This window comes from Vibrio hippocampi (assembly GCF_921292975.1).
Lineage (GTDB): Bacteria > Pseudomonadota > Gammaproteobacteria > Enterobacterales > Vibrionaceae > Vibrio > Vibrio hippocampi.
Genome location: NZ_CAKLCM010000003.1, coordinates 153,794 through 172,240 on the forward strand (window position 1 = coordinate 153,794; position 18,447 = coordinate 172,240).

The following is an 18,447-nucleotide window of genomic DNA, read 5'->3' on the forward strand; positions in this document are numbered from 1 at the left end:
GTTGAGGCTTTACCTGTCTTCTCTATTTAGTTCGAGTGTTTGCGTCTGTTAAAGAGCGCTGGATCGGACCATTATCCCCGAGAAGGTACATCTTTCTCCATCTTTTCTCTCCTCTTGCTTTTTCTGCCACAAAGAGTCGAGCATCTGGGTGGGCATTGGTAATCATAGCGGAAATAGACCAACCAGACTTAGGTTTGCGTAATAGTTCTTTGCCTTTTGCGAAAGTCTCGCCGCCATCTTCAGAAGAAAAATAAGAAATAACACCATCTCCCTTTTCTTTGTACCCTAGTGCAAAGGTCACCTTTTGTGGTGACGAAATAAAGAAATCACCACGAGTGTCAACGCCCCAGTTTACGGCAGATGGGTTGACTGGATTTCCGCCTACCCACTCCTCACCTGTCCAGGTAACGTGAGAAGTCTGTTTTGGACCACCGGTCTTTTTAACTCCCAAATCGACGCCAATGTTTGTTCCAATATGAGGATTACCATCTTGGTCTAAATGAACAGAGCCGTTAAAAGTCCACTTATCTTTAGTGTCTAGAGCAAGTGTTTTTTCATCGGCTAATTCACGAGTGACGGGCAAGTCAAAAGTTTCACCTTTTACATTTCGCCATGTGTCATTCTTTGTATCGAAAACCATATAATAGGCATTATGTCGTTCAGTAGTATGTCCTCTACCATTATTTGCATGGGTTTTCCAACATAGGTGGTAATCGTAGGTAATGATGATGTCATCGCCTTGACCTTTTACTGCCCAAGCATACCAACTATCAACAGCATCAACGTCGTCACGTTCTTTATGCTTAAGGAATGAAACAGGCTCTTCGAAAGTGCGACCATGGTCTGTGGACTTTTGGTATACCCAATCACTCTCATGAGCACCATGGCGATAAAATAGATAGATATCACCATTATCCATTTTTACTGCTTGGTTGTAGTTTCCAAAAGGAGGAATATTATCTAACTCCAACCAATCTGATATATCGTGTGGTTTTTTAGAAACAATATGTTTATTTTTACCATCATGAACATCGCCTAAAGGATTGTCGCCGTGGCGTGCACTACCCCCATGACCTCCAAAGAAAATGTGGATATAACCAAGATCGTCAATGATCATGGTGGGCTTTCCGTGATTATCTATGGCGCGACCAGAAGGTGCCCAATAATTATCTTTTCCCAATTCACTGAACCCAGCTTTAATCGGTCCCTGCCATTCCTTTGTCTCGTGGTTGTATGAAACTACATAAGGATCTTCTAGATCACCTTGATAAGTAAGATAGGTAATGCCGTTTTCATATATCCCTGCTGGGGCTTGAACTATTGCAAGAGAATTTCCAAATCCATTGTTTGCAAAGTAATCAACCATTTGCTCTTTATCTGTGGTATTTTGGTCCGCCAAAGTGCTAAATGGTGTGGTGCCAACAGATAATATTATTGAAGACAATAGCATATGTTTTTTAAATCTAGACGATATGGCGGTACGATGTGGTTTATTCGATAAGTTATCATTAGTAATTTTCATCAATATTCCTTATGTTTTATTATTAAGTAATAAATCGTATTCGTAACAAAACTATCATATTAAAATCTACGGATTACCGATGAATGATTCAACATTAATTTTTGGAATGTTATAGGGCAAATTTTGCGTCGGAAGATTAAATTAGTCATTATTTATATTATATATTGAGATTTTAATTATGCCTTAAGTAGTTCGTTACTGTTACAATCTTTGTTAGGGGCTACATAATCGCTTGATTTTCATTCTCGTATCAAAAGGATTTTATTACATAATTATGGTGAGTAAAGTCACAATTCTATGCGTATGTTTCCATAGGTAAATTCGTTTATTTTAACTAATTGGCAAAAATAAACCGTATATTTGGCTAAAATGGGCATAGTCACTTGTCTATTATTTACCTAGCATGAAGATAAACCCTAATTAAATTACTTTTATATAGTAATTATGTTGTTACGTCCCCCCTCATTTACGTAGAGTCTCGTTTACCAGTTACCACCTATTGGTAACTGGTTTTTATTTTTGTTTGTTACCAACAAATCATTATCAATGAACTGAACATAGCATCATCAGTTCATTTCTTTTCTGATCTTATAGCGGATACTGAGCCAAAATATCGTTGTACGAAAACAGTCCCTTACGATTGTGATTTATACCATAGCTTCGGGACCAAACCACTCACTGCCATCAGCGGGATAACTGTCTGATCAACCGGGGCTGGCGTGCTATTCGTTTGAAGCAATTGTTCACAGTCTCTTTGAGTTCAAATAAATACAATGCACAAGCTGGTGATACTCTTACCCTATAAATAATGTGGAATATGAACTCTAAAGGCTTGAAGTGCTTGAAGTTAGGAGGCTTTATCTTGAGCTTATTACTAAGCATGCTTTCTGCAAAAAATGACACCATTAAGGGCAATTTATAGCATTTTGTCGACTGCTTTTTCTTGTATTATTTAATAAAACACTAGGAGATTGTTATGAATTACTTTTTGGCAGTCGATATAGGTGCTTCTAGTGGAAGGCACTTATTGGGATATATCGAAAATGAACAAATAGTGCTTGAAGAAATATATCGATTTGAAAATAAACTTTCATCTGTTGACGGTCAACTTTGCTGGGAATTAGATAAGCTTTTTAGTCATGTTATTGAAGGATTAAAGCAATGTGTATCTATAGGTAAAATACCAAAAAGTGTAGGGGTTGATACATGGGGCGTTGATTTTGTTCTTCTTGATAGCGCAGATAATATCATTGGTAACACCGTTTCGTATAGAGATAGTCGTACAAAAGGTATTATGGACCAAATTTGTGAACAGGTCGGAATACGTGAAATATACAATAAAACCGCTATTCAATTTATGGGATTTAATACCCTTTATCAGATGAGTTCTTTGGATATCAAAGATAAGTGCAAGGCTAGATCATTCTTAATGATCCCTGACTATATTAACTATCTACTTACAGGTCTGAAGGTTAACGAGTATACCAATTCAACAACCACCCAAATGTTAAACATTGGTAATGGCGATTGGGACAAAGATTTATTAGAAGTATGCGGTATCAGTGCTGACATTTTCAGTAAACCTGAATATCCAGGACATCGAATTGGTAACCTAAAAACATCAATACAAGAGATAGTCGGGTTTGACTGTGAGATCGTATTACCAGCAACACACGATACAGCATCGGCGTTTATCGCGAGTGTTCTTGATCTAGAAGACGATGGTGTCATTTTGAGTTCTGGTACGTGGTCACTATTAGGCATCGAACTCGAGAAACCGATCGTTTCGGATATTTCGCTTGAGAGTAATTTTACTAATGAAGGTGGTTACGACAAGCGATTTAGATTTTTGAAGAACATAATGGGACTTTGGATAGTTCAAGAGGTGTCAAGGATACTAGATTTCAGATATTCATATGCAGAATTAGCGGAACTTGCTAGAGAAGCAAGTGAATTTAAATCAGTAATCGACGTTAATAATGAACGCTTCTTTGTTAGTGAAAACATGATCGAAGAAATTGTTGCTTATTGTAAGGAATCAGGGCAAGACCACCCAAAAACAATAGGTGAAGTCTGCATTTGTGTATACCGAAGTTTGGCAAAGTCTTACCACCATTATATTGAAGAATTAGTCAGTGTTACTGGCAGAACCGTTGATAAGATTAATATTATTGGCGGCGGATGTAAAAATCAGCTTCTTAACGAGTTAATTGAACAGGAAACGAATAAAGAAGTTATTGTCGGCCCAGTAGAAGCTACTGGTGTAGGTAATATTATCGTGCAAATGTTATCAATGGGCGAAATTACTCATTTAAAACAAGCAAAGAACTATATTAGAAACAGCATTTAATTAGGAATTATCATGGAACAGAGTTTAAAAAATAGATACGAACAGAGTAAGTCACTTTACGCTAAATGGGGCATTGATGTTGATGCCGTTCTTGAGAAGCTAAAACGTGTTAAAGTTTCTATCCACTGTTGGCAGGGTGATGATGTTACTGGCTTTGAGGAAGTGGCTCATGAACTTTCTGGTGGTATCTCTGCTACGGGTAGCTATCCTGGTAAGGCGACTAATGCGCACGAACTACGTGCCGATTTAGATAAAGCACTAAGCCTCATTCCTGGTAAGCACAAAATTAACCTTCATGCCCTATATGCGGAAACGTATGGTGTGGTTGTTGATCGTGATGAGCTAAAGCCAGAACACTTTGCTGGTTGGGTAGAGTGGGCTAAAGAGCGTGATCTCGGTCTAGATTTCAACCCAAGCCTGTTCTCACATCCAAACGCTAGCGATGGTTTGACACTGTCTCACCCAGATAAAGGGGTTCGCGATTTCTGGATTAAACACTGCATTGCTTCGCGTAAGATTGGTGAATATTTTGGTCAAGAGTTAGAGCAAACGTGTCTAACCAATATCTGGATCCCAGACGGTTATAAAGACACACCAAGCAATCGCTTTGAACCACGTCAACGTCTAAAAGACTCACTGGACGAAATTTTTGCTGTTGAAGTTGATGAGCAATTCAACAAAGACTCCGTAGAGTCAAAAGTATTCGGTATTGGTGTTGAGTCGTATACTGTCGGTTCGCACGAGTTTTATATGGGTTACGCCATCGCCAACAATAAGCTGTGTTTGTTGGATAATGGTCATTACCACCCAACTGAATCCGTAGCAGACAAGATTTCGTCAATGCTACTTTATCAAGATGAACTCGCGTTACATGTCACTCGCCCGGTACGTTGGGATAGTGACCATGTTGTTACGCTAAATGATGAGGTAAAAGAAATTGCCAAAGAACTGGTTCGTACTGACAGCTTAGATAACGTATACCTAGGCTTAGATTTCTTTGATGCCAGTATTAACCGCGTCGCTGCTTGGGTACTAGGTACTCGCAATATGCAAAAAGCGCTACTAGAAGCGATGCTCATGCCACATGACAAGCTGACTAAGCTTCAAAATGAGGGTGACTTTACACAGCGCTTGGTGCTGATGGAAGAGTTAAAAACTTACCCACTTGGTGATATTTGGAACTACTTTTGTGAAATCAACGATGTTCCGGCAAATGAAGATTGGTTTAAGTCGATTGAGATCTATGAGCAAAACGTTCAATTTAAGCGAGGCAAATAATGGAAAAGCTAGCATTTATACAAGAGTTTAAAAAGACAACACAAGACGCTTGGTTAAAAGGGTGGCATGAACGCAATGGTGGCAACCTGTCGTATCGTTTAACTCAATCAGAAGTTGAACAGGCTAGTCCATTTTTTAGTGAGCCGACGTCATGGGTGGATATTGGTGTAAAAGTACCTAACCTAGCAAATGAATACTTTATCGTCACTGGGAGTGGCAAGTATTTTCGCAACGTAGAAGTATGTATAGAAGAAAATGCTGGCATTATTCAAGTTTCAGAAGACGGTGCCCAATACAAAATATTGTGGGGTCTCATCAATGATGCGAAGCCAACAAGTGAGTTGCCGGCGCATTTAATGAACCATTCAGTAAAGTTTGATACTAAGGGTGGGCAGCACCGAGTGGTGATGCACTCTCACACGACGAACCTAATTGCGCTTACATTCGTTCTACCGCTCGAGGCCGAAACGTTTACTCGAGAGCTATGGGAGATGGCAACTGAATGTCCAGTAGTGTTCCCAGAAGGCGTGGGTATTGTTCCTTGGATGGTGCCAGGCGGTCGAGCCATTGCTGAAGAAACGAGTGAGTTGATGAAGATGTATGACGTTGCTATTTGGGCGCATCACGGTACTTTCTGCTCAGCTGAAGATCTAAGTCTGGCGTTTGGTTTGATGGATACTGCGGAGAAGGCTGCGGAAATATTGGTAAAAGTTCTGGCTATGGGTGGTAAGCGACAGACTATTCAGCCAGAAGAGTTCAAACAGCTCGAGTCTGCATTCAATGTGAAGTTGAATGAAAAAGCACTGGTTTGAGGAGGCGTTAGGTGATTAGAAAAGCGTTTAAACTCAAAGTCAATCCTGGTCAGTTTGAAGAATACAAAAAACGTCATGGTCATGTTTTTCCTGAACTAATTGAGGCGATTAAAGCTGCTGGTGCTAGCAACTATTCGATTTTTCTAGACGAAGATACTGGTTGTTTGTTCGGGTATGTCGAGTTAGAATCCATTGATAAATGGAACGGCGTTTCAAAAACTGATGCTTGTCAAAAGTGGTGGCGTTATATGGAAGATATTATGGAAACGAATCCAGATAGAAGCCCTAAGTCCGTAGAGTTAACAGAGATGTTTTATCTAGCGTAACTACGATTAGCGAACGCGAAGAAACAATAAAGTATCAAGAGGTAAATATGAAAAAGCCGAACATCATCGTAATTTTTAGCGATCAACAGCGTTGGGATACGTTAGGTTGTTATGGTCAAGAACTGCCAGTGACCCCTAATCTTGATGAACTTGCACGTGATGGTGTAATGTTCGAAAACGCATTCACAGTTAACCCTGTATGTGGTCCTACACGTTCGACAATGCAAACCGGTCTGTATCCAACGGAGACGGGTTGCTTCCGAAACGATATCATCCTCCCGCAAGGTCAAAAAACCGTGGCTCACTTTTTGTCCGATGAAGGATATAGTGTCGGTTATGTCGGTAAGTGGCACCTTGCCTCAAACAATACCGCTCATGAAGGTTTTGTCGTTGCGGCACCGACTGAAAGTTCAGGCGAAATAATCGATAACTGTTTCACGGCGATACCAAAACAGTATCGTGGTGGCTATAAAGATTTCTGGATTGCTTCGGATATTCTAGAAGGCACATCGCATGGTTATGGCGGACATATGTTCGACATTGATGGTAACAAGGTAAGTTGGGATGAAGATGTTTATCGTGCAGACTTTTTGACGGATCTGACAACCGATTACATCGATAACTACCAAGAAGAAGAGCCGTTCTTTTTATTCCTGTCTTATCTAGAACCGCATCATCAAAATGATAGAAAGACCTATGAAGGTCCACATGGATCGCAAGAGAAATGGAGCAACTTTAAAGTCCCTGGCGATCTAGAGCCTTTTGTTAATGGTGATTGGGCGGAAGAGTACCCAGACTACCTAGGTTGTTGTAACAATCTTGACCAAAATGTGGGCAAAATCCGTCAAGCGATAAAAGATAAAGGATTAGATGATAACACCATCATTGTTTATCTGAGTGACCACGGTTCTCACTTCAAGACACGTAATGGTGAATACAAGCGTTCATGCCATGACTCTTCGATTCGTATTCCTTTTGTGATTTACGATCCAAGAGCGAGAGCAGGTCAGGTGATTGATGACCACGCGAGCATCATTGATGTGGTTCCAACTCTGCTCAAGGCTGCAGGAATTAAAGTACCAAGCTATATGCAAGGTCAGCCGTTACAAGATCTGTATATCGATAAAGCTAAAAGGAGCAATGTTAGCTTCATTCAGATCAGTGAATCACAAATTGGTCGTGCTATTCGTACCGATACATGGACGTACTCAGTGGCAGCTCCGGATCAAAGTGGGTTACTAGAAAAACACAGTGAGGTGTACCAAGAAGAATTCTTGTACAATCTGGTTGACGATCCTAATCAGTTGGAAAATTTGGTGACCAGTGAGGACCTGAAGCCGGTTAAAGAGATGCTACGAAAACTTCTACTTGAAGAGATCTATCGCATTGAAGGCAAGAAACCAGAAATCATGGAAGTGTAATTGATTGTGCTAACGCACATTAATATGTTCACGGCTAAAGTCCATAGTGTCACCACTATGGACTTTTTTGTCACCAGGCTGAGTGTTTCAATAGTTGGATTGTCGTCTATGCACAACAGCGTTTGTATTTCTTACCACTACCGCATGGGCAAACGTCATTTCTGGCAACTTTCTCAGTCGGTTTATCAGCAAGTTGCCCCATGATCTTGGCGGGAGATTGGTCATTCTTTATCAGTTTTGCCATGTAAGCCATCGCATGCTGAGAATGATCGAAAAAACTGAAATAGCCTTCACACAAATAGTTATGGTCGAGTTCCCCCGTTGGTCCAGGTAAAAAGCGATGTTTCGGGCAGCCGCCGTGGCAGGCGAATCGATAGCGACATGACTGACACTTACTATTGAGTTGTTTTGACTTGTTTAGTCCGAAGTTAATAGCTTCTTCACTATTATTCATTGATTGGATCGTGCGGTCGTGAATATTACCTAGTTTATATTCTGGGTATACGTAGTGATCGCATTGAAATAGATCGCCATTCGCTTCTAAGGCAAACGCATGCCCACACCTAGGCGAAAATACGCATATTGGACTAGGTTGACCAATCCAAGTGGTTAATGTGGTATCAAACTGTTGCACAAAGATACGACCCACATCCTTGGTTACCCAGTAGTCAAAGATAGTATTGAGGAACTGACCATAATCATCTGGCTTGACGGACCAAGGAGTGACGTTACCGTGTTTTTGGTCAGGATTTACCAACCAGCTATCGTTTGTTAACTGGTTAGATTCTTGTCGTTCTACCAATGGGATAAATTGGATAAAATTCGAACCAATGCTTTTTAAATATTGATAAACCCTGAGAGGGTGTTTTACGTTCTTATCATTGACAACAGTGAGAGTATTAAACTCGACTTTATGTTTTTTCAATAGTTCAATAGCTTCGACTACTTTGCTATGGGTACCCTTGCCACTGGTGTTAGTACGATAGGCATCATGCATATCCTCAGGACCATCAATAGATACGCCAATTAGAAAATCGTTTTGTTTGAAAAGCTCACACCACTCATCGTTGATCAAAATTCCATTGGTTTGAAATGCGTGAGAAATCGTTTTGTTGCCTTGATAACGTTCGCATAATTGAACAACGGAGCGATAAAAATCCACTCCGAGTAAGGTAGGTTCTCCGCCTTGCCATGCGAACTGAACATTATCGCTCTGCTGAGCCGCAATATATTGCTGGATAAACGTCTCAAGCGTTGCGTTATCCATACGCCAGTTTTTCTGTCTATCAGGGTAGAGTTTTTCTTTCTCTAAGTAAAAACAGTAGTCACAATCGATATTACATACCGATCCAGATGGCTTAGCCATCACATGACAATTAGTAATTTGGTTCATTATGTTTTTCCTATGAAGTATTCCGATAGCATTGTTAGAGCGTATGTAACCGCTATCAGTACTATTATTATTGAAGTAAAAAGTTTGATGATCCTAGCGTGAGAGAGAGAGCAAACTATTGCAACAAGCATTGCCGCAGCGCCGCATAAATAAGGGAGTGTTGCCGAATCAGACACCGATACTTTTAGCAACACAACACCGATTGCAAACAGAACTAACTGAGTTCTTAACCACGATAAGGCAGTTCGTTCTAACTGCAGACCTTTAACGGCGCTCATAAAGTGATTGCTAAGGCAATAATGAAGGTGAGAACTAAGATAGTCGAACTGATGATTTTCATATTCGACGTATATTGCAGCTCTTGGTTTAGCCTCATCGCTTGTTCATTACGAGACCATCGTCGATAAGCATAGATAGCGACTATTCCCGAACAGAAACATAAGAAACAAGAAATCAATAGTCGCACTAATGGATTAGCAAGATCTGGTGTAAGTTGATCGAGAGCAATTGCACCTGCTAACAAGGCTAGTGATGTTCTAATCCAAGCTAGGTAGGTACGTTCGTTAGCGAGCGAGAAGCGATAATCAGGTGCGATCCCTTGTTCTCTCCACGACGTCTTTTTCGGGCTCAATTTTTTCATTTGGCGGATTCCTTGAACATCTGCCTAGCACTATCCAACTTTGATAGGTCTAGAGGGTGAGGTTTACGATGGTGTTCACTTAGTGCACCTGATTGTTTTAGTGATTTACAAAAACGAATCACAGTCGTCACGTCAGTAGCGCTGTACTCGCTTATCTCACGGTAAGTCCATGGGTAATGGGGGTAGTATGTGAAGAAATGTTGTATGGCATCGATAATTCTATTTTTAGCATTGAAAGCACTGAACTGGACAAGACGTCGCTCCGCTTCTCCCAACTCTTGGCAGACTTCGGTCGTTAGAGCTTTGTTCAAAGAGGGGGATAGTTGTTGCAATACCTCAAAAGTATGGATATTCACTTTACTGATAACACTGTTTTCCATCGCCCTGGCAGTAGCCGGATAGTGCTGATTGGTAAACAGAGAACGATAACCAAAGTATGAACCTCTCCCGTATAACCTCAACAATGATTCTTTCCCAGTATCTGCTATCTGGTAAAGCCCTATAAACCCACTTTCAACCCGATAAAATCCTGATGCCTTAGTATTGCTGAAGTACACGGCTTCACGTTTGCTGACATTGAGCCTAGTTGTCATTTGTTGTAGTGATGGTGGTATTGGTATGGTCATACGATCGTCATTACGTGTTATATGTAGGGTTAGTGTACTGCAAAAAAAAAAGCCAAAATATGATCAACGCCATAAACCAAAAACTAATTGATACGTTAGATTGTTTTAATTGAAAAGATGTTTTATTTATAGCGTTAAGGAGAGGGTTTATGCCGTTCTATGATCTGTTGACGGACGTATGGTCTGCGGATGCAGTGGTTTTGAAGCTGCTTCTTGGAAGCATTTTTGGGTTGTGTCTGGGGTTAACAGGCGTTGGTGGAGGAGTACTGTTAATACCAATGTTACAGTTGTTTTGCGGTATGTCTCCTGTGTTAGCGGTAGGTACAGCAAGTATGATTTCTGCAATGGTTAAGATTAACGCTTCACTGATTCATATTAAGGCGCGCAACGTGTCTTGGAATAAGATAGCGTTACTGTTTGTCGGTGCGGTACCGGTCACATTGGTTGTTACACAAATGGTGGTTTACTTCAGTACACATCCGTATTATTCCCAAGCGACGGAGCAGACGATTACTTGGCTTGTTACGATCGTAATGGTTGGCTCACTGATTTCAGTGTTCTCAAAATACAAGGGCGCTGCGGTCGGGTATACTGCCGTAACTTCAAACCCAAAGACAAACACCAAAAAAGCTATCATGTCTGGTATGTTCTGTGGCTCAGTTTTAGGTTCTACTGGTGTTGGTGGTGGTGTTCTGCTTCTACCGGTGCTCAACAACGTGCTGCATCTTGACATTAAGAAAGCCGTTGGCTCTTCAGTAGTTCTCGCATTGTCTTTGTCAGCAATCGCAGCTGCAGGATATGCGAAAGGTGGACAGTCGGATGTAAATACGGCAATACTCTTTTTTATTGGTTCATTTGTTGGTGTTCCCATATCTGCTTATTTGATGAAGCGTATGTCGGAGCGCCACGTTTATTCAGCGACTATGGTAGTCATCTCGGTCAGCTTAATTGCTTACTTGGCACTTTAATGAGAGAAACTAATCTTTCGGTGTAAAAATAATGCGATAACGAAGTTCTAATGCTGCCAATTATGGGTATCTGACATAGCGTCGCGGGATTATTCATCGAATCACTATTATCTATAGATAACAATGATTTGACTCTCTCTTTCTATTGTTTCATGCCGATACCTTACTATCAAACCACTGACTAACGTTAGTTCATTCATTTTTTGAACGATCGATGTGACGTCACGTTTTAGATAGCCTCTACGACTAAACTGAGTTGTGCAACAAAGCTGATCTTTATGCAAAATTTGCCCTGAAAATTACCAAAAATTACCATTACATTTATGAGCCAGAAAAAGTAAGTTAGCTATGTTGGTTATAATTGATATTTAAATTAGTCCACATATGGTACATGGGTAATTTATAAGTTGTGTAGAATGTATCATTTTTTACATTGTTTATATGTCACCTATATATTCTAAATATAAATTTGTTGTTAATGTTCGGAAAAACGAACAAGTTAAAATAAATTACGTTGAAATAAAATAAAATGAAAGGGAAGAAACATGGTTGATATAGCAATCGTACTGGTTTACTTTGGCTTCCTTGTGGCAATTGGGGTATTGTTTAAATCCTTTAGTAACTCCACAAGTGATTATTTTCGTGGTGGCGGTAAAATGCTGTGGTGGATGGTTGGGTCGACATCGTTCATGACGGCAGTCAGCGCCATGACTTTTACTGGACACATGGGGAAAGCATTAACTGGAGGATTTGCGGTTGCGACGACAGTTTTTTATGCAAATGCTCTTGGTTACTTGTGTAATTACCTATTTTTTGCTGCGAAAGCACGCCAAATGCGAGTGGAAACACCACTTGAAGGCGTTCGTATGCGACTAGGTCCAGTGAATGAGCAGATTTTTACATGGGCTAATGTGCCGCTGAGTGTTCTCCAAGCATCCATTTGGATTAATGCGCTTGCTGTATTCACTAGTGCCGTAATTGGGCTTCCTTTAGAGCTAACGATCATAGTTGCTGGCTCTGTTGTGTTGTTTATGTCTCTTGTGGGTGGCAGCTGGGCAGTAATCGCATCGGACTTCATGCAAATGATCATTCTAACAACAATGACTTTGGTCACTGGTGGTGTTGCGATATGGAAATCTGGAGGTTTAACACCACTTCTTGAAGCGGGTCTTCCCGAGCAACCATTCATTGGTGATGGATACAACCACGCGTATCTGTTTGTTGGCTGGTTTATCTTCATGTTCATTAAACAATTTTTCAGCACTAATAACATGGTGGACTCATACCGTTACATCGCGGCAAAAGATACGAAAAATGCACGTAAAGCAGCTGTTCTAGCGGGTACTTTAATGCTTATTGGTCCACTGCTATGGTTTGTCCCTGCTTGGTATGTAGCGGCGCATTACCCAGATACAAGTACTTGGGGCTTAGCTGGCTTAGGTAATAAAGTAGCTGATGCGACTTACTTCATGTTTGTTAGTCGTGAAATGCCAGTGGGAATGGTTGGCTTGATGCTCGCTGCAATGTTTGCTGCTACCATGTCTTCGATGGACTCGGCGTTAAATCGTAATGCGGGTATTATTCTTAAGAGTGTGTATCAACCATATTTCTGTAAAAATAACTCCGAATCACACCTGATTTTTGTGAGTAAATTACTTACAGCACTATTCGGTATAGTCATCATTATTGCAGCTCTTTTCCTAACGTCGTTGAAACAGTTCGGTCTCTTTGATTTAACTATGTTAGTCAGTACCCTGATCGGTTTTCCAATCCTTATTCCTTCGATTATGTGTTTCTTTGTAAGAAAAACACCTGATTGGGCTGGGTGGGGTACAGTCGTCGTAGGTATGAGTGTTTCTGGCTTTATTGCGTTTGTTCTAACACCCGAAGTTCTACAATCGATTCTCGGATTAGAGCAGCCACTTACATCGCGCGAATACACAGAGATGAAATCAGTAACGCTAGGCTTGATTGGACATATGTCGATCACACTTCCGTTCTTTGTTTGTTCTCAGTTCTTTTACAAGGGGTTGCCCGCAAAACGTGAAGCTGAAGTTAAGCAATTCTTCACCAATGTGGACACCGAAGTTGTCGTTGAAGATTGTTTACAGAGTGTAGCAATGGACAACAAACAGAACAATGTACTAGGTAAAATGGTACTTACAGCATCAGTATTTATTCTTTGTTTAACACTCGTCCCTAACCCGTTGTGGGGAAGAATGTTGTTTGTTATTATTGCTGCTATTTTAGCACTAATTGGTACATTGTTGGTTAGATCTAAACGTGAACTCGAGACCACTGAAGTAAAAGAAGAGTCTGCAGTAGCATAAATATAAAATGATAAAAACCCTTAATGAGTTATTTCTCGTTAAGGGTTTTTTGGTTTTTAGATAAACGGTCAACTGATATTACATTCTACTTGTTAATCTCCGATGTTATTTTTATTATGCTAAGTCGTGACGATTTATTCAGTTGACCAGTTCTAAGTTGCCTGATTTATTCAACTATCAAGGTCATTTGCAAATATTGACATACATATAGACAATGAAAGTTCTTGCAGAATGGTCTGTTACAATAAATTATAGTAAAAGCGAAACCTTGACTATCTGTTATTATAATAACACACCGAAAAACAGTAACTGAAACAAAATAAGAGAAAAACTATGAACTTCAATAATTCAATGACAACGACAACCCTTTTTATTATCACTTTAGCATCAAATTCGGTATCCGCTGAAAACTGTACCTCTGTTCCAGTGAACCCCCAAGGCGATACAAGTAAGCTTCAAGCAGCTCTACAACAAGCTACTAATACAGGTGTTGAGTTGGTACTTACTGGAACTTACTACATCACTCAGGATACAAAAGTATATTTGAGGAACGACCTTAAAGTTGACGCTAGTGATGCCCAATTTTTAGCTACTGAGCAGCTAGATGGCGATATGTTTAGTTTCGATACTCACTCTACTAAATCAGACGAATGTGGTGGTGCGAGTGCTATGGCGAACTTTGAATGGTCAGGCGGTACATTTAATATGGCTAAAGCCAAAGTATCTACAGTAGTGCCACTTCCTTATAAGACACCGATCGGGAGAGAAGGAACTAAACAAACTGCAGATGCTATTTCAGTTAGAGGGGCTACTAGCGCAGGAAAAAGCAAACTCAATGAGTTACTAATAGAGAATATTGTTTTTATCGGAACTGAAAATGACACTGAACCATACTATATGGCAGGCGGAGATAGCGGCATTCTAATGACGGGAGCATTGAAAGCGATAATCAGAAATAACAGCTTCTTTGGAGTTCGTGACGCAGCAATTTATGTTTCAGCTGGTGGGGTTTCCGGGGAGTATGGCGATCACTTTACATTAACCAATAATTATGTGGAAAGGGCTTATGATGGAATCACTAGCAAACGTGGTGCTGACAATATAAAAATGCTGAGTAATATAATGCATGATGTCGTTGTGGGTTTAAGCATAAAAAGAGTGTATGACGGCTGGACTGCAACAAACGTAAATATTTCTAATAATAGTGTGTCAAATTCCGTTAGACCAATTAGTGTAGAAAGAGCCAACGACGTGGTTATTGACAATAATCATATAGATAATTTAGGTTCAGTTGTTGCCGACTCCCTTATACCAACGAACAAATACGGTCAACAATATGAAGGGATTTCGCTTAATGGTGTCCAGGGTAGTAACTTGATTTCAAACAATATAATAAACGGCATCACACAAGATGGATCACGTGAAAAGGACACGACTACGTGGGGTATTGTACTCCGTCCGGAGGATGGCAGAGAGACAACAAATGTGGTTATCGAGGATAATAGCTACTCAAGACTAGATAAGTGGGTAAATAGGATATTGTTATAGTAAGACCTAGTTACGAGATTTTCTTTTTTGAAAGGCTCATTAAATAAAACTTAGCCGATGAAGGAATATGTCTAAAGTTTTATTTAAGCAAAATATTTATAGGATAATATGCAAGTTTGTATCAAATTTACACTCAGGAGGAATTATATTTATTATTCAAAAAACATGAGATTTTTTAAGGTAAGTTGTAGATAGTGGGTGCGTTTCCATTCCCTAAAGCGAGGGTTAATATCTAAAGGATGGTTTTTAACGCTGTTCCAAATTTGTTCTTGGTCAAACATTTAATTGTTTCAATGATTTGAAGAATTAGACCAAATAAAGATTAATCACAAGAATTCAATAGCTTGTGGTTTATTCTGATGGAGTTGTAAGGCATTCATTCGTTTTGGCAAAAATTGGTGTTACACATGCCAATTATCTACGTTGTATTATAAGTGTTATTAACGGAAGCTGAACTTTAAAACAACTCTTTTATTAATTACTATGGGTATAAGAGTTGCGCTGTATTTAACTTTGATATTAGATGGGAATAATATATGAAATCATACAAAATTGCGCTATCTATATTGTGTGCCTCAGTCTTGCTTGCTGGTTGTAATAGCAATGACGATTCAAATCCGAACCCGATCGATCCTCCCGTAGATGGCGACCTAACTGGAGTTCTTTGGGAATTATCATCTCAGAACGTTGATTCTCAAACAAACACATTAGAAAACCTGCCTAATGTCTACTACTTCTCTGACGAACAGTTGAAATATTATTATGATGATCAAGTAGATGGTGTTTATAAAGTTGCATATTCTGATATTACGAATGATGAAGAAAGTAAAACCATTACATTCAATTACTACGATGACGATGCATTTGCAGATGGTGTATTAGATAGTGATGAGTTTACAAGAGTTTCTGGTCAATACGCATTTGAAAATGAACAACTGATTATTGATACCGATAACTTCGGGCAATTGGCTGGTAATGACCTGTCTGACAGAGATGATGTCAAAAATGCTGTTGAGAATGCAGACTCAGACTCAGGTGAGAACAAACTTGTTAAGGTTCAAGATGTTTCATCAGAAGTTGCTGGTGACCTTCGTATTGCACTTGCAACTGATAATGGAATCAGTTCTGGCACGTTCAAATTAGACACAATCTACCGTGTAAATACTGACAATGAAGCACCTGAAGTTGAGCGTAACAATACCTATGTGACGCTTTATGATACAGGCTTTTCAACAGGTAAGACCTATGGCGAGATCGTGTTGAGTGATAAATCTGATGAAGATGGAAAAGGTATGGTTCGTTATCGTGATTCTCAATCAACATTTTCTGACGAAGTTGGTGAATTTGACATTGGTGAACCTCTTTCAATCGAAGCGACGTGGGGTAACGACGAATTTACATTTGTAATTAATCAAGACGATGTTGAGGTTGCCAATAAGACTGTTCCATACGCTGTTGTAAATGGTCCGATTAAGTTCATTTCTTTTCGAATAGGCGATGTCAAAAACACAAGTCGTTTTGAAGTTTTAGGTGACAACTTTGAAGTTTACTCAAACGATGAAGAAAAAGTAATTTTCTTAGATGACTTTGAAAGTTATAGCGACGGACAAGGTTTAGCCGAAACCTCTAACTATCGTGGTGAAAGTGCCCAGGCAACAGTGGTTAGTTTGCTCAGTGAATAAGTTAATTAGAGTCGTGTTATATTTATCATTGCAATTGTAAGCGAGGTAAAATAATCTTTATCAGAAAATATTACCTTTGATTTATAAGGGAGTTAACAATAATAGTTTTGTTAACTCCCTTTTATCGTCTCTCTATTAATTACATTAAGTTATTAAAACTGCTGTTCAATGTGGTAATCTATAGTGAACTGTATAAAAAATCACTCGCATCAAATCTACACTTAAATTTAACTTTCCACTAAGTTCTACTGGGAACAAAAAGATTAGGACTAAATCTGCCTGTCAATCGTGCAAAACTTACCCTTTAAATCAGGAATAATATTTATCAAAATGAAATAGTGATTTTGATGATAGAAAGAGGGCTAAATGTTTGGATTAAAAAAATAAAAATGGAAAACTTGGCATTAAAGCAAGAGTTACATAATCTTTATCAAACACATCAATTAGAGAACCAACTGAAAGAGTCCAAGCAACGTATCAGCTCTAACCAGGAAAAATTCCAATGCCGAGATGACATATTTTCTAGTAGTTTAAAAGGCAGTTATATGCTTCAAACTGTCCGCAATATCATGGTCGTGATGCCCTGATCAACGCAAAACTAAAGTAAGAGCGTAGAATGGAAAAATTAACTCAACCTGAATCCGTGGCCTCGGTACTAAAGGTATTTAATATTGTCTCGGCTTTAGCTGACCAAAAAGAAGCCGGTGTATCTGAACTCTCTCAACAATTGAGGATATCGAAAGCGACAACCTATCGTTTTCTGAAAACGATGACAACATTAGGGTTTGTGCATCAGGAGAGTGAAGCAGATAAGTACGCCTTAACTTCAAAGTTGTTCGAGCTTGGCTCAAAAGCACTCGACCATGTTGACCTGATAGACCTAGCTCACAAAGAGATGGAGGAAATCTGTGAGGCTTTCAATGAAACTGTTGAGCTTGGTTCTATCGATGAAGAATCTGTTATCTATCTACATAAAGTAGACTCAAGCTATCATCTACGAATGCATTCTAGGATTGGTCGACGTAACCCTCTCTATAATACAGCAATTGGCAAGGTTCTTATGGGTTACATGCCTGAAGCAGAAGTAAGAGCATTACTTGCTCCCGTAGAATTCAAAAAGCACACAGACAAAACGCACGAGACTGTGGAACAGCTTTTAGCCGAACTAAGGCTAGTCAAGCGTCAGCACTTTGCAGAAGATATTGAAGAACAAGAACCTGGCTTGAGATGTATCGCAGTTCCTGTCTTCGACCGTTTCGGACAAACAATCGCCGCCATTTCAGTATCTTTTCCAACGATTCGATTCGACGAAAAAAGAAAACACGACTATATTGCATTGCTACACAATGCGGGCGGCAATATATCTAAGAATCTCGGGTATCATAACTATCCTGCGTAGTTTTATAACATATTACGCTGCTTTTATTCGCAACGAAACACACCGATGAAGTGACGTTTCATGATGCAATTATCGAGAATGAATAACCGCTTATAGTTTAAAGCAAGGTATGAGCCACCAAGTATTAGAGTATTGCCGGCAAATATTGATGC

General features: G+C 39.6%; 15 protein-coding genes. 10 read left to right on the forward strand and 5 right to left on the reverse strand.

The features are described 5' to 3' along the window. Positions 1-22: 22 nt before the first annotated feature. The gene (locus L9Q39_RS13825; protein WP_237485695.1) at positions 23-1,522 is read right to left on the reverse strand and encodes a BNR-4 repeat-containing protein; all 1,500 of its coding nucleotides are present in this window, start codon (positions 1,520-1,522) and stop codon (positions 23-25) included. A gap of 976 nt (positions 1,523-2,498) precedes the next feature. Between L9Q39_RS13825 and rhaB the strand changes: the two genes are divergently transcribed. The 5 genes from rhaB to L9Q39_RS13850 are packed head-to-tail and all read left to right on the forward strand — an operon-like array spanning position 2,499 to position 7,709. Next, entirely contained in the window at positions 2,499-3,872 is a 1,374-nt protein-coding gene (gene rhaB, locus L9Q39_RS13830) for a rhamnulokinase (RefSeq protein ID WP_237485696.1), read from the forward strand. 12 nt (positions 3,873-3,884) lie between these two features. Further along, a complete protein-coding gene (locus tag L9Q39_RS13835) occupies positions 3,885-5,150 on the forward strand; it encodes an L-rhamnose isomerase (protein WP_237485697.1) in 1,266 nt (421 codons plus the stop codon). Further along, on the forward strand, positions 5,150-5,962 hold the full coding sequence (gene rhaD / locus L9Q39_RS13840) for a rhamnulose-1-phosphate aldolase (protein ID WP_237485698.1): 813 nt from the start codon (positions 5,150-5,152) through the stop codon (positions 5,960-5,962). The genes L9Q39_RS13835 and rhaD overlap by 1 nt, the downstream gene beginning before the upstream one ends. A gap of 11 nt (positions 5,963-5,973) precedes the next feature. Continuing rightward, on the forward strand, positions 5,974-6,288 hold the full coding sequence (rhaM, locus tag L9Q39_RS13845) for an L-rhamnose mutarotase (protein ID WP_237485699.1): 315 nt from the start codon (positions 5,974-5,976) through the stop codon (positions 6,286-6,288). A gap of 47 nt (positions 6,289-6,335) precedes the next feature. After that, positions 6,336-7,709 carry a sulfatase family protein gene (locus tag L9Q39_RS13850; protein WP_237485700.1) on the forward strand — a complete coding sequence of 458 codons (1,374 nt, stop codon included), beginning with the start codon at positions 6,336-6,338 and terminating at the stop codon, positions 7,707-7,709. 106 nt (positions 7,710-7,815) lie between these two features. Here L9Q39_RS13850 and L9Q39_RS13855 read toward each other — a convergent pair whose 3' ends face one another. Genes L9Q39_RS13855 through L9Q39_RS13865 form a run of 4 tightly spaced genes read right to left on the reverse strand, consistent with a single transcriptional unit; the run spans position 7,816 to position 10,368 of the window. Further along, the gene (locus tag L9Q39_RS13855; protein WP_237485701.1) at positions 7,816-9,102 is read right to left on the reverse strand and encodes an anaerobic sulfatase maturase; all 1,287 of its coding nucleotides are present in this window, start codon (positions 9,100-9,102) and stop codon (positions 7,816-7,818) included. After that, complete coding sequence (locus L9Q39_RS20700) at positions 9,102-9,380, reverse strand: DUF202 domain-containing protein (protein WP_354004654.1); 279 nt, start codon at positions 9,378-9,380, stop codon at positions 9,102-9,104. Before L9Q39_RS20700 ends, L9Q39_RS13855 begins: the two co-directional genes overlap by 1 nt. After that, complete coding sequence (locus L9Q39_RS13860; protein ID WP_237485702.1) at positions 9,377-9,742, reverse strand: YidH family protein; 366 nt, start codon at positions 9,740-9,742, stop codon at positions 9,377-9,379. Before L9Q39_RS13860 ends, L9Q39_RS20700 begins: the two co-directional genes overlap by 4 nt. Next, positions 9,739-10,368 (reverse strand): Crp/Fnr family transcriptional regulator, encoded by a 630-nt coding sequence (locus L9Q39_RS13865; RefSeq protein WP_237485703.1) that lies wholly within the window; start codon positions 10,366-10,368, stop codon positions 9,739-9,741. Before L9Q39_RS13865 ends, L9Q39_RS13860 begins: the two co-directional genes overlap by 4 nt. Positions 10,369-10,517: 149 nt before the next feature. On the opposite strand from L9Q39_RS13865, the gene L9Q39_RS13870 reads away from it, so the two are divergent. From L9Q39_RS13870 to kdgR, 5 genes are all read left to right on the forward strand, one after another. Further along, positions 10,518-11,336, forward strand: a complete 819-nt coding sequence (locus L9Q39_RS13870) for a sulfite exporter TauE/SafE family protein (protein WP_237485704.1) — start codon at positions 10,518-10,520, stop codon at positions 11,334-11,336. Between the two features lie 545 nt (positions 11,337-11,881). Next, the gene (locus L9Q39_RS13875) at positions 11,882-13,666 is read left to right on the forward strand and encodes a sodium:solute symporter family transporter (protein WP_237485705.1); all 1,785 of its coding nucleotides are present in this window, start codon (positions 11,882-11,884) and stop codon (positions 13,664-13,666) included. Between the two features lie 333 nt (positions 13,667-13,999). Then, complete coding sequence (locus tag L9Q39_RS13880; protein ID WP_237485706.1) at positions 14,000-15,214, forward strand: right-handed parallel beta-helix repeat-containing protein; 1,215 nt, start codon at positions 14,000-14,002, stop codon at positions 15,212-15,214. A gap of 536 nt (positions 15,215-15,750) precedes the next feature. Further along, positions 15,751-16,896, forward strand: a complete 1,146-nt coding sequence (locus L9Q39_RS13885) for an MSCRAMM family adhesin SdrC (RefSeq protein WP_237485707.1) — start codon at positions 15,751-15,753, stop codon at positions 16,894-16,896. A gap of 616 nt (positions 16,897-17,512) precedes the next feature. Beyond that, positions 17,513-18,295, forward strand: a complete 783-nt coding sequence (gene kdgR, locus L9Q39_RS13890; protein WP_237485708.1) for a DNA-binding transcriptional regulator KdgR — start codon at positions 17,513-17,515, stop codon at positions 18,293-18,295. Positions 18,296-18,447 lie beyond the last annotated feature (152 nt).

Coding starts and splice junctions, on each gene's coding strand:
- L9Q39_RS13825 (WP_237485695.1), bottom strand. CDS start 1,522: ATGAAAATTACTAATGATAACTTATCGAATAAACCACATCGTACCGCC.
- rhaB (WP_237485696.1), top strand. CDS start 2,499: ATGAATTACTTTTTGGCAGTCGATATAGGTGCTTCTAGTGGAAGGCAC.
- L9Q39_RS13835 (WP_237485697.1), top strand. CDS start 3,885: ATGGAACAGAGTTTAAAAAATAGATACGAACAGAGTAAGTCACTTTAC.
- rhaD (WP_237485698.1), top strand. CDS start 5,150: ATGGAAAAGCTAGCATTTATACAAGAGTTTAAAAAGACAACACAAGAC.
- L9Q39_RS13850 (WP_237485700.1), top strand. CDS start 6,336: ATGAAAAAGCCGAACATCATCGTAATTTTTAGCGATCAACAGCGTTGG.
- L9Q39_RS13855 (WP_237485701.1), bottom strand. CDS start 9,102: ATGAACCAAATTACTAATTGTCATGTGATGGCTAAGCCATCTGGATCG.
- L9Q39_RS20700 (WP_354004654.1), bottom strand. CDS start 9,380: ATGAGCGCCGTTAAAGGTCTGCAGTTAGAACGAACTGCCTTATCGTGG.
- L9Q39_RS13860 (WP_237485702.1), bottom strand. CDS start 9,742: ATGAAAAAATTGAGCCCGAAAAAGACGTCGTGGAGAGAACAAGGGATC.
- L9Q39_RS13865 (WP_237485703.1), bottom strand. CDS start 10,368: ATGACCATACCAATACCACCATCACTACAACAAATGACAACTAGGCTC.
- L9Q39_RS13870 (WP_237485704.1), top strand. CDS start 10,518: ATGCCGTTCTATGATCTGTTGACGGACGTATGGTCTGCGGATGCAGTG.
- L9Q39_RS13875 (WP_237485705.1), top strand. CDS start 11,882: ATGGTTGATATAGCAATCGTACTGGTTTACTTTGGCTTCCTTGTGGCA.
- L9Q39_RS13880 (WP_237485706.1), top strand. CDS start 14,000: ATGAACTTCAATAATTCAATGACAACGACAACCCTTTTTATTATCACT.
- L9Q39_RS13885 (WP_237485707.1), top strand. CDS start 15,751: ATGAAATCATACAAAATTGCGCTATCTATATTGTGTGCCTCAGTCTTG.
- kdgR (WP_237485708.1), top strand. CDS start 17,513: ATGGAAAAATTAACTCAACCTGAATCCGTGGCCTCGGTACTAAAGGTA.